This window comes from uncultured Limnohabitans sp., assembly GCF_937889215.1.
GTDB lineage: Bacteria > Pseudomonadota > Gammaproteobacteria > Burkholderiales > Burkholderiaceae_C > Limnohabitans_A.
In genome coordinates, this window is record NZ_CALBEX010000543.1 from 1 (window position 1) to 11251 (window position 11251).

At 53.9% G+C, this 11251-nt stretch carries 11 protein-coding genes; 9 read left to right on the forward strand and 2 right to left on the reverse strand.

Going from position 1 to position 11251, the window contains the following annotated elements; all coding sequences use genetic code 11:
* Positions 1-575 precede the first annotated feature (575 nt).
* The 9 genes from pstS (at position 576) to Q0341_RS13720 (ending at position 9778) form a co-directional block, all read left to right on the forward strand.
* Positions 576-1580 carry a phosphate ABC transporter substrate-binding protein PstS gene (gene pstS, locus Q0341_RS13680; protein WP_299514414.1) on the forward strand — a complete coding sequence of 335 codons (1005 nt, stop codon included), beginning with the start codon at positions 576-578 and terminating at the stop codon, positions 1578-1580.
* A 114-nt stretch (positions 1581-1694) separates the two neighbouring features.
* Positions 1695-2681, forward strand: coding sequence for a phosphate ABC transporter permease subunit PstC (pstC, locus tag Q0341_RS13685; RefSeq protein WP_299514384.1), 987 nt, complete (start codon positions 1695-1697; stop codon positions 2679-2681).
* 7 nt (positions 2682-2688) lie between these two features.
* Positions 2689-3534 carry a phosphate ABC transporter permease PstA gene (gene pstA / locus Q0341_RS13690; RefSeq protein WP_299514387.1) on the forward strand — a complete coding sequence of 282 codons (846 nt, stop codon included), beginning with the start codon at positions 2689-2691 and terminating at the stop codon, positions 3532-3534.
* A 15-nt stretch (positions 3535-3549) separates the two neighbouring features.
* On the forward strand, positions 3550-4335 hold the full coding sequence (pstB, locus tag Q0341_RS13695; protein WP_299514390.1) for a phosphate ABC transporter ATP-binding protein PstB: 786 nt from the start codon (positions 3550-3552) through the stop codon (positions 4333-4335).
* A gap of 13 nt (positions 4336-4348) precedes the next feature.
* Positions 4349-5047 (forward strand): phosphate signaling complex protein PhoU, encoded by a 699-nt coding sequence (gene phoU, locus Q0341_RS13700; RefSeq protein ID WP_299514393.1) that lies wholly within the window; start codon positions 4349-4351, stop codon positions 5045-5047.
* On the forward strand, positions 5044-5739 hold the full coding sequence (gene phoB / locus Q0341_RS13705; RefSeq protein ID WP_299514396.1) for a phosphate regulon transcriptional regulator PhoB: 696 nt from the start codon (positions 5044-5046) through the stop codon (positions 5737-5739). The genes phoU and phoB overlap by 4 nt, the downstream gene beginning before the upstream one ends.
* Before the next feature lie 14 nt (positions 5740-5753).
* Positions 5754-7079, forward strand: coding sequence for a phosphate regulon sensor histidine kinase PhoR (gene phoR / locus Q0341_RS13710; RefSeq protein WP_299514399.1), 1326 nt, complete (start codon positions 5754-5756; stop codon positions 7077-7079).
* A 155-nt stretch (positions 7080-7234) separates the two neighbouring features.
* Positions 7235-8194, forward strand: coding sequence for a porin (locus tag Q0341_RS13715; RefSeq protein WP_299514402.1), 960 nt, complete (start codon positions 7235-7237; stop codon positions 8192-8194).
* A gap of 156 nt (positions 8195-8350) precedes the next feature.
* Entirely contained in the window at positions 8351-9778 is a 1428-nt protein-coding gene (locus Q0341_RS13720) for a UDP-glucose/GDP-mannose dehydrogenase family protein (RefSeq protein WP_299514405.1), read from the forward strand.
* Between the two features lie 182 nt (positions 9779-9960).
* Here Q0341_RS13720 and Q0341_RS13725 read toward each other — a convergent pair whose 3' ends face one another.
* On the reverse strand, positions 9961-10512 hold the full coding sequence (locus Q0341_RS13725; RefSeq protein ID WP_299514408.1) for a phosphonate degradation HD-domain oxygenase: 552 nt from the start codon (positions 10510-10512) through the stop codon (positions 9961-9963).
* A gap of 8 nt (positions 10513-10520) precedes the next feature.
* A partial coding sequence (gene phnE / locus Q0341_RS13730; RefSeq protein ID WP_299514411.1) for a phosphonate ABC transporter, permease protein PhnE occupies positions 10521-11251 on the reverse strand: 731 nt, incomplete at its 5' end.

Below are 11251 nucleotides of genomic sequence, written 5' to 3' on the forward strand. Positions count from 1 at the left end.
GACTGCTATTTTTCAGATCAATTTGAAATACTGATCTCAATAACGGAGTATTCCGCTTGTTAATGGCGCGCTGCTTCAGCGCGCCGTTTTTTTTGGAGGGATCAACATGCAAAGCGTCCCGTCAGCACGGTATCCAGGCCCCAGACATCCCAAACAAGCAAAACATTCTGTTCTGGAGGCTAATGCAGAGCCGAGGACTGATGCCAGTGATTTTTTAAAAGGAGAAAGGGGTATCCGAACAGTGATTGCAGGCCCACAGAAAGTGGGTCGTGCCCAAGAGACGAGGGTGGGCCCGGATGGTGAGGGTTTACTTACTTGATCGATTCGCTGGGGGGCATGAGGTCGAGTTTTAAGCACCGGCAGCCATTTCTGTGTCGTGATTTGCAAGGTTTTGAGGCCCGGTTCACAGCCTAGAGCTTGTTTTTTTGTTTGCAGCTCCTGCGGATTTTTTGCAATTGCCACATAAACCAAGGCTTTTTGACACAAACTTGTCACAATTGAGGGCTACAGTGAAATCAGTCAGCAGCAAGCAGGTTGTTGGCGGAATTTTTTGTGAACCTGAATCAGGAGCTGATATGTTGAAATTAAAAACCATCGTGGCCGCCATTGGCCTGAGCGCCATTGCAGCTACAAGCTTTGCCGCTGACATCACTGGCGCTGGCGCCTCATTCCCCTATGCTGTGTACACCAAGTGGGCTGAAGCTTACAAGGCCGCAACTGGCAATCAAGTGAACTATCAAAGCATCGGTTCATCCGGTGGTGTCAAACAGATCAACGCCAAAACTGTTGATTTCGCGGGTACAGATACCGCTGTGAAAGTGGCAGATTTGCAGAAGAATGCCCAAGTTCAGGTGCCCACCGTCATGGGTGGTGCTACTTTTGTGGTGAACTTGCCTGGCATCAAATCCGGTGACATCAAGCTCGATGGTTCTACCATCGCTGACATCATGCGCGGTGCCGTCACCAAGTGGAACGATGCTGCTATTGCCGCCATGAACCCTGGTGTGAAACTGCCTGGTACTGCGATCACTGTGGCCCACCGCTCGGACGGTTCTGGCACCACCAACCTGGTGTCGACCTATTTGGCCAAGCAGTCCGTTGCGTTCAAGCGTGACGTAGGTGTGGGCAACAGCGTGAACTGGCCAGCCAACGCTGTGGGTGGCAAGGGCAACCCAGGTGTTGCAGCCAACGTGCAAAAAATCGTGGGTGCTATCGGCTATGTCGACATTGCCGATGCCATGAAAAACAACATGACATTCTTGGCTGTGAAAAACAAGGCAGGTAACTTTGTTTTGCCTACCCAGCAGACCATCGCAGAAGCCGCCGCCGGTGCAGATTTCAATGTGGCCGGTATGTCGCCTGACCTGACAGACCAAGCTGGCAAGAATGCTTGGCCAGTCGTGACTGCAACTTACATGGTTGCTTACGAAAAAGGCGATGCTGCCAAGCAAAAAGGTGTGGTTGACTTCTACACCTGGTCCTTGAACAATGGCCAAAAAATGGCTGCTGAATTGGGCTTTGTGCCTTTGCCAGCCAACGTGGTGAAGATGGTTGAGAAAGAAATGACCCGTATCAAGTAATAGGGGTCATGATGAATCCCCCGAGGCTCTGGTCCTTGGGGTGATACAGAAGGGCGGCCTGCGGGCCACCCGATTTTTTGCCCAGTGTGTGGGCGTTATATACAAAGTGTTGTCATGAACTTGGCCTCAACAGACCCAATCAATAAAGGTGCTACAGAGCAGGCATCGCGTGTGGCGCGATTCAAGCTTCAAGACCAGCTGTTTCACTATGTCACATTGATGTTGGCGGTCTTGGTGTTGGCGGCATTGGTGGGGACATTGATCTCATTGGCGAGCCAAGCTTGGCCGGCTTTTGAGCATTTCGGGGTGGATTTCATTTGGACCAATGTCTGGAATGTCCCTGAAGAAAAGTTTGGGGCCATGGCCGCCATTTATGGCACGGTCATCACCTCTGTGATTGCCTTGACCATCGCTGTGCCCTTGAGCTTTGGCATTGCGGTGTTTTTGACCGAAACTTGCCCGGCTTGGCTGAAGCGCCCTTTGGGCACCGCCATTGAGCTGTTGGCAGGTGTGCCATCCATTGTGTATGGCATTTGGGGCTTGTTCATTTTTGCGCCTTTGTTTGCCCAGTATGTCCAGCCGCTGATTCAGGCGCTTTTGGTAGATGTGCCTGTGATTGGGGCCTGGTTTCGTGGCCCCCCCATTGGCGTTGGTATTTTGACCGCCAGCATCGTGCTGGCTTTGATGGTCATTCCCTTCATTGCTTCAGTCATGCGCGATGTGTTTGAAACCGTGCCTGAGGTGCTCAAAGAATCTGCTTACGGTTTGGGTTGCACCACTTGGGAAGTGGTGCGCAACATCGTTTTACCGTACACCAAGGTTGGTGTGGTTGGCGGCATCATGCTGGGCTTGGGACGCGCGCTGGGTGAAACCATGGCCGTGACCTTTGTGATTGGCAGCGCGAACCGCATTGTGGGCAGTTTGTTTGCGCCAGGCACGTCGATTGCGTCGACCTTGGCCAATGAGTTCGGCGAGGCCAGCCCGGGGCTGCACATATCTTCGCTGTTCGCCCTGGGCTTGTTGTTGTTTGTCCTGACCTTCTTCGTGCTGGCCATCTCGCGATGGTTGATTCGTCGCAGTTCAGCCAAAAATGGCGCGTGAGGAAAGCATGAACCCGATTTATAGAAAACGTTTGTTCGTCAATCGCTTGGGCATCGCCCTGTCGATGTTTACCATGACTTTGGGCTTGCTGGCTTTGAGCTGGATTTTGTGGACCTTGTTTTCCAGAGGATTTGCAGCCCTGGGGCCAGACTTGTTCCTCAAGGACACGCCTTCTCCGGGAACCGATGGCGGTGGATTGCGCAATGCCATTGTGGGCAGCGGCATGATTTTGATGAGCACCATCGTGGTGGCCACACCGATCGGCATCTTGGCCGGCATCTACTTGGCTGAATACGGCAAAGTGTCCCGTTTCGCGACCTTGACCCGATTCGTGACCGACATCATGCTGTCGGCACCTTCCATCGTGATTGGTTTGTTTGTTTATGCCCTGTTTGTGGCCACCTTGGGTGGATTCTCAGGTTGGTCAGGCTCTGTGGCCTTGTCCCTGATTGCCATTCCAGTGATCGTGCGCACCACGGAAAACATGCTCAACCTGGTGCCTGTCAGTTTGCGAGAGGCCGCATTTGCACTCGGTGCACCGCGTTGGAAAGTGTCTTTGTCGGTTAGCTTGCGTGCCGTCAAGGCGGGTGTGGTGACGGGCATCTTGTTGGCCATGGCACGGGTGGCTGGCGAAACTGCTCCCTTGCTTTTCACGGCCTTGAACAACCAGTTCTTCAGCACCGACATGAGTCGCCCGATGGCCAATTTGCCGGTGGTGATCTATCAATTTGGCTTGAGCCCTTATGACAACTGGGTCAACTTGGCTTGGGGCGGCGCGCTGTTGATCGCCTTGGTGGTGTTGGGGCTGAACATCATTGCCCGCATCTTGTTCCGTCAAGACACGCAGCGTTAATTTTTTGGAGTAGTTATGACACAAAGTCTGTCGGCCTTGAAAGATCAAAAAGTGGCCTTGGAAATTCGTAACTTGAATTTTTATTACGGCAAGTTTCAGGGGTTGAAAAACATCAATTTGGACATCCTCGAGGGCAAAGTGACTGCCTTCATTGGCCCTTCGGGTTGCGGCAAGTCCACTTTGCTGCGCACGCTCAACCGCATGTACAGCTTGTACCCCGGTCAAAATGCCGAAGGGGAAATCAAGTTTGAGGGACAAAACATTCTCAATCCCAAACAAGACTTGAACTTGCTGCGCGCCCGAGTGGGCATGGTGTTTCAAAAGCCGACGCCGTTTCCTATGTCCATTTACGACAACATTGCCTTTGGCATTCAGCTCTACGAAAAACTCGGCCGTGCTGACATGGACGAGCGTGTGGAGTGGGCACTGACCAAGGCGGCCATCTGGAACGAAGTGAAAGACAAACTCAACCAAAGCGGCTTGTCTTTGTCCGGTGGACAGCAGCAACGTTTGTGCATTGCGCGCACAGTGGCCGTCAAGCCCAAAGTTATCTTGTTGGATGAGCCCACGTCGGCATTGGACCCTATCTCCACTGCAAAGGTGGAAGAACTGGTGCATGAGCTCAAAAATGATTACACCGTGGCCATGGTGACGCACAACATGCAGCAAGCCGCACGGGTCTCTGACTTCACGGCTTACATGTATTTGGGCGAGCTGGTGGAGTACGGCCAGACTGAGCAGATTTTCATGAAACCTGCGCGTCAGGAAACCGAAGACTACATCACCGGCCGTTTTGGCTGATCAGGAGAACGCTATGGACAAACATATTTCAAGCCAATTTGATGCGGATCTGACGGCAGTTTCTTCACGTCTCTTGGAGCTGGGTGGCTTGGTGGAGTCACAAACCCGTCATGCGGTTTACTCTTTGGCCCAATTCAGCTCTGAGGTGGCTGACCAAGTCATTGCGACCGAAAAACAAGTCAACAGCATGGAAGTAGAAATCGATGCCGAACTGGCCTCGATCATCGCTCGGCGTCAGCCCACTGCCCGGGATCTTCGTTTGTTGATGGCGATTTCTAAAATCACGGGCAACCTCGAGCGCGCTGGCGATGAAGCCGAACGCATTGCGCGTATGGTCAAGCTGATTCTTGCGCAAGGCAGTCCTCGCAATTTGCCCTCATCCGAATTGCGTGTTGCTTCCGACTTGGCCTCAGGCTTGCTGCGCAAAGCGCTCGATGCCTTTGCCCGTCTGGATGTGAATACTGCGCTGGTCATCTTGAAAGAAGACGATTTGATCGACGCCGAGTTCAACGGCTTTGTTCGCAAACTGGTGACCTACATGATGGAAGATCCGCGCACCATCTCCGCCAGTCTCGACTTGTTGTTCGTGGCCAAGGCCATTGAGCGCATTGGCGATCATGCCAAAAACATTGCCGAGTTTGTGATCTACGTGGTCAAGGGTGCCGATGTGCGCCACACTGCATTGACGGACATCGAAAAAGCGGTTCTATGAGAACCATTCCACGCATTCTGATTGTCGAGGACGAGCCAGCCATCGCCGAACTGATTGCGGTGAATTTGCGGCACAACGGCTTTCAGCCGATGTGGGCCATCGACGCCGAAACTGCCCAGCGCGAGCTCGATGAAATCTTGCCCGATGTGATCTTGCTGGACTGGATGCTGCCGGGAGAGAGTGGCTTGACCCTGGCGCGCAAATGGCGTGCGTCTGCACGCACCAAGGCTGTGCCCATTCTGATGCTGACCGCGCGGGGCGATGAGGCCGATCGGGTGGCCGGATTGGACGCAGGTGCAGACGATTACATTGTTAAACCGTTTTCACCGCGTGAGCTGCTGGCCCGCATCCGTGCGGTGCTGCGCCGCCGCGTGCCCGAGGCTTCGGGGGGCGTCGTCAAAATGGGCGACTTGCAACTCGATGCTGATACGCACCGCGTCAACTTGGCCGACAAACCCCTCAAGGTGGGCCCCACCGAGTTCAAACTTTTGCACTACCTGATGCGCCACCCCGAGCGGGTGCACAGCCGGGGAGGCTTGCTTGACAAAGTTTGGGGCGACCACGTCTACATCGAAGAGCGCACGGTGGATGTTCACGTCAAACGCCTGCGAGAGTCGCTGGGCGAGGCGGGCAACATGATCGAGACCGTGCGTGGTGCTGGTTACCGATTTACCTCTAATCCTTCAGTTTAAAGCCAGGTTTTTTCATGTTTTTTTTGCTTCTCGAAATGCTCCTTTTGGTGGGCTTGGCGGGAATACCTGGCTGGTTTTTTGGCGGCGTCCTTGGTGCTGCATTTGCGGCTTTGTTGGCTTTGTTTGTTCACGGCTTAATGCTGCAGTGGAAGCTGGACCGTCTCGAGAATTGGCTGAGTGCGCCGGTTTTGCGCCAAGACCCGCCATGGCAAGGTGTATGGCGCGAAATCGCTGAGCGCGTGCAGCGCTTGGTGCGCCAGCAGGAAAGGCGGGCCACTTTGCGCCAACAACAATTGCAGGATTTTTTGCTGGCCATTCAGGCTTCGCCCAATGGTGTGATTTTGTTGGACGAAGAAGCCCGCATTGAATGGTGCAATGACACCGCTGCGTCGCATTTGGGTCTGGATGCGCAAAGAGACCACCTACAGCATATCGTGCACCTGGTGCGAGACCCTGTGTTTGCCCGGTATTTCTCGCAGGACAACCACGCTTCAGAGGCTGTCATTGAGGGCCGCGGCAGCTCGGCCTTGAACCTCCAAAAACTGTCGGTGCAGTTGCATGCCTACGGTGAAGGGCGTTTGCTGCTCTTAACGCGCGACATCACGGCCCTTGCCCAGGCCGATGCCATGCGCCGTGACTTCGTGGCCAATGTGTCGCATGAAATCCGTACGCCTTTGACGGTGCTCAGTGGTTTTGTGGAAACCCTGCAGTCCATTCCTTTGAACGAGCAAGAAACCCAGCACTACCTGCAACTCATGTCGGTGCAATCGGACCGGATTCAATCCTTGGTGGCGGATTTGTTGACGCTCTCGCAACTGGAGGGCAGTCAATTGCCCAGCACTCAGGACAAAGTCTCTTTGGCTGCCTTGATGCTGCAAGTGACCACTGAAGCGCAAGCCTTCTCTGACTGGATGGCCAACAAAGGCGAGGGGCCTGTGCACCAATTGGAATTTGCGCCTGTGCCCGATGTGTGTTTGACGGGTTCGCGCTCGGAGTTGTTGAGCGCGGTCTCCAATTTGGTCAGCAATGCGATCCGTTACACCCCATTGGGGGGCCGCATCCAGATCAACTGGTCAAGTGCGGCAGAGGGCTTGGTGTTCGCCGTCCATGACACCGGGCCAGGCATTGCGGCCGAGCATTTGCCGCGTTTGGCCGAGCGCTTTTACCGGGTGGACCGCTGCCGCTCCAGAGAAACCGGTGGCACCGGTTTGGGCTTGGCCATCACCAAGCATGTCATGCAGCGTCATGGCGGCGAGCTGCGAATCCAAAGCGTGGTGGGCGTAGGCTCCACTTTCAAGTTGTTGTTCCCTGCCAGCCGTGTCTTGCCTTCCCTGGATTGATGCCTCACGTTGACTGAGTTGACGGCAAGCCAAAAAAGGGACGTCTTTAAAACTTCATAAAAATTTCATAGACATGACATTTGTCGATACGAAGATAGAAATTGTTGAGTTGATCACTTCTCGGCAATTTATTAACTTCTCAATGGACTCAAGTCATGATGAAAAAATCTGCGCTTTTCTTGGCCGTATCGGCCGCTTTGGCCACACCCGCTTTTGCGGCTGAGTTTCAAGTCAACAAAGACACAAAATTTCAAATCAATGTCGAAGTGGGCGCGTACCACGAAGATGTGAAAAACAGCGCGGGCTTGAGCGAGCAAGCGTTCACAGGCAAAGGCCTCAACCAGATCGAAATCAAGGCGGACCATCAGGTTTCGTCAGACGTGACGCTGTTTGGTGAAATCGAAATTGACTATGAGCCGATCGGTGACAACGGCGATGTGGTGACGGATGATGTTCGTTTGGGCATCAACAGCAAGTCCATGGGGCGTTTTTCTGTCGGTCAATTCGACAGCTATTTTGAAGACAATGTGCTCGAGTCCTTGGGTGTGGGCCATGGTGAGCGTGCTTACGTGACTGAAGCCGCTTCAGACAACGATGGACGTCGTTTGCAGTGGATCAAGCCGATGGGTCCATTGACTTTGGCTGTGGAAGCCAGCCGCGCCACAAGCACAGATGACAAAACCAAAACTGGCTCAGGTTTTGGTGTGACAGCTTTGTACAAAATGGGTGCTGTAACCTTAGGTGTTGGCACTGTCAACCTCAATAAGTTTTCTTCATCGGGGTCTGCAATTACGAACAAGAAAACAACTGGTGCCACCATCAAGTACGGCATGGGTGACTTGACGTTGATGGGTTTGGTGGCCAAGACAGACAAAGTGACAGCGGGCAAAATTGACATCATGGGTGCAGGCTTGAAGTACAAGATGGGTGCTTTTGACGTGGGTATGGCCATGCAAAATGTCGACGAAACAGGCAAAGACAAGCGCACAGAGTTGTCTTTGGGCCTTGGTTACACGCCCTTCAAGAACATGACGATGTATGTCGACATGTTGAAGAAGGACGCCGCTAAAAATGCAGGTGACGCGTTTGAAGTGGGTATGAAGTACGCCTTCTGATCTCGCGCTTTTAGTTTCTTCAAGGTTTTTGCCGCTCTCGCAAGAGAGCGGCTTTTTTTATGTGTGATGGCATCGTTTGTCACAATTTCTTATTGCAGCTGACACGATTTTTTCATGCCCAACCATGAACATGCATGTAACTCAAGGAGTGTTGTCATGCGCGTCACAGTCATTGGTTCGGGTTACGTCGGTTTGGTCACAGGCGCTTGCCTGTCTGACCTGGGTTTCAAGGTCGCGTGCTTGGACAAGGACGAAGAAAAAATACGGGCTTTGCAAGAAGGTGAGGTGCCCATTTATGAGCCTGGCCTCAAAGAGTTGCTCAGCCGCAACCGGGCCGATGGGCGCATCCGTTTTACCAACGATGCGTGTGAAGCGGTGGAGCATGGCGACATTTTGTTCATCGCGGTGGGCACACCACCTGCCGAAGATGGGTCAGCCGATTTGGGCCATGTGCTGTCTGTGGCGGCCACCATCGGCCGCCACCTCAAGGGCTTCAAGTTGGTGGTCAACAAATCGACTGTCCCCGTGGGTACGGCAGACAAAGTGCGTGCTGCCATGTCGCATGAATTGGCGCAGCGTGGCATGTCACCCGATTTGTTCGATGTGGTGTCCAATCCCGAATTCCTGAAGGAAGGGGCTGCCATCGATGATTTCATGCGTCCTGACCGCATTGTGGTCGGTGTGGATGAGGGCTTGCACCACGCTCGCAGCCAACGCATGATGGGTGATTTGTATGCCAGCTTCAACCGGCACCATGCCCGCACTGTGTGGATGGATGTGCGCAGCGCTGAATTGACCAAATACGCCGCCAACGCCATGCTGGCTGCGCGCATTTCTTTCATGAACGAAATGGCCAATTTGGCCGATGTTTTGGGTGCGGATGTGGACCACATTCGCCGCGGCATTGGGGCTGACAGCCGAATTGGGCACAGTTTTCTGTATGCCGGTTGTGGCTATGGGGGCAGCTGCTTCCCCAAAGACACACAGGCGCTGGTCAATACCGCCAAGGCGCACGGCCACAGCATGGACTTGGTCAGTGCCACTGAGGTCGTCAATGAGCGCCAGAAAACGGTGTTGGTGGACCGACTGACGCAGCGCATGGGCAACGACTTGTCAGGTCGAAAAATTGCCATTTGGGGCTTGGCTTTCAAGCCCAACACCGACGACATGCGTGAGGCCCCCAGCCGTGTGGTGATTCGCCAATTGCTGCTGCGTGGTGCCCAGGTGAGCGCCTTTGACCCTGTGGCAGGCCTGCAAGCTTTGCAAGCTTTGCGCTTGGACCTGGTCAATGAGCCGCAGCTGATGGATCGGTTTGAGTTGGCAGACACCGACATGCAAGCGCTCGAAGGCGCGGATGCTTTGATGGTCTTGACCGAGTGGAAAAATTTTCACAACCCCGACTTCGTGACCATGAAAGCCCTGATGCGCAAGCCCTTCATTTTGGATGGCCGCAACCTTTACAACCCTGAAGCCCTGAGCGAATTGGGCATGGCTTACCAGGGTGTGGGTCGTCGCAATGATTTGGCCCAACTGATGGATTTCGATCGCGTCGCCGATGCACAAGGCGCTGAAGAGTCGGTGTGATCTTGACCCTGTCACGCCATTGCGAAATGTTGCTCCGCGCGTAGACGAAACATCTGACCATAAAGGCCCGATTTGCAAGGCATGTGTGGAATTCACACCCTCCATTCAAACATCATGGGGCCTGTCAATTGTTGTGTGGCAACCATGTCGGTGCCATGGACCGTTGAGGCTTGTCTGCAAGCTCAGTGCGCTACTTGCTGCAACAGCTCTTTGTAATGGCTCAGATCGGGCGCAATCTTGGCGGGGTCTTTGGCCAGATCATCGTAGCGCCGCAAGCGAACGGACTCCGAAGCAAAGGGCTGCGAGATAAAGGCTTCAGCCTCGGTTTCACTGAAAATACCGCCTTGTTTGAGCAGGCTGTTCTGGGAAGCAGGCGACAAGCTGGCCCAATAACTCGGCTCCATCAAACACAGGTAGCGCTTGGCATCCACATGCAAGCGAATGGGTTCCAACACCGCGTCAGGAAACAAGCCGCGCAAAAAAGGCAATGCGATGTACTGGTGCAGGTCGTCTTGTTGGGTGCTTTGATCTTGTACTCCCGCGCGTTTTGACACCAAAAGATGCCCCAAGTCGTGCAGCAGAGCAGCGACCACGGTCTCTGGCGTCTCACCCGCTTGTTCTGCCAGGTGTGCGCATTGCAATGCATGGGCCAGTTGGCTGACCGCTTCCATGCCGTATTGGCTTTGGCCTTTTTGCTCTAACAAATCGAGCACTTCTGAAAGCATCAAAGGCATCGAAAACCTCACACAAAAAATTGGCGAATGCGCGCGGACACCAAATCGATGACGCTCACAGTCAAGATGATGATCAGCATCACAGCGCAGGTCTCTGCATACTGGAAGCCACGAATGATTTCCCAAAGCACCACACCAATACCGCCGGCGCCCACCATGCCAACCACGGAGGCGGACCGCACATTGGACTCAAAACGGTAGAGCGTGAATGAAATCCAAAGTGGAATCACTTGTGGAATCACGCCGTAGACAATTTCATGCAGGGCCGAAGCGCCCGTTGAGCGAATGCCCTCTACAGGTTGGGGGTCGATCGCTTCTACCGCTTCAGAAAACAACTTGGCCAGAATGCCAGAGGTGTGAATCCACAGTGCCAAAACCCCTGCAAATGGCCCCAGTCCCACGGCGACCACAAACAACATGGCAAACACCATTTCGTTGATGGCACGGCAAGCGTCCATTAAGCGGCGAACAGGTTGGTAGATCCACCAGGGCACGATGTTGGCAGAAGCCAGCAAGGCCATGGGAATGGCGGTGACCACGGCCAATGCGGTTCCCCACAACGCGATCTGCAGGGTGATGACCATTTCTTCCACATACATGCGCCATTGCGCAAAATTGGGTGGAAAAAATTCGGCGGCATATTCGCTCATGTTGCTGGAGTCGCGGAACAACTCCATCGGCCGCATGTCTGCGCCTTGCCACGATCCGGCCAACACCACCAACAAAAGACCCCACGTCA

Bases quoted from the DNA above. Each gene is read 5' to 3' on its own strand.
- phoU (WP_299514393.1), top strand. From the start codon at position 4,349: ATGGACAAACATATTTCAAGCCAATTTGATGCGGATCTGACGGCAGTT.
- Q0341_RS13720 (WP_299514405.1), top strand. From the start codon at position 8,351: ATGCGCGTCACAGTCATTGGTTCGGGTTACGTCGGTTTGGTCACAGGC.
- pstS (WP_299514414.1), top strand. From the start codon at position 576: ATGTTGAAATTAAAAACCATCGTGGCCGCCATTGGCCTGAGCGCCATT.
- pstA (WP_299514387.1), top strand. From the start codon at position 2,689: ATGAACCCGATTTATAGAAAACGTTTGTTCGTCAATCGCTTGGGCATC.
- phoB (WP_299514396.1), top strand. From the start codon at position 5,044: ATGAGAACCATTCCACGCATTCTGATTGTCGAGGACGAGCCAGCCATC.
- pstC (WP_299514384.1), top strand. From the start codon at position 1,695: ATGAACTTGGCCTCAACAGACCCAATCAATAAAGGTGCTACAGAGCAG.
- Q0341_RS13725 (WP_299514408.1), bottom strand. From the start codon at position 10,512: ATGCCTTTGATGCTTTCAGAAGTGCTCGATTTGTTAGAGCAAAAAGGC.
- pstB (WP_299514390.1), top strand. From the start codon at position 3,550: ATGACACAAAGTCTGTCGGCCTTGAAAGATCAAAAAGTGGCCTTGGAA.
- phoR (WP_299514399.1), top strand. From the start codon at position 5,754: ATGTTTTTTTTGCTTCTCGAAATGCTCCTTTTGGTGGGCTTGGCGGGA.
- Q0341_RS13715 (WP_299514402.1), top strand. From the start codon at position 7,235: ATGATGAAAAAATCTGCGCTTTTCTTGGCCGTATCGGCCGCTTTGGCC.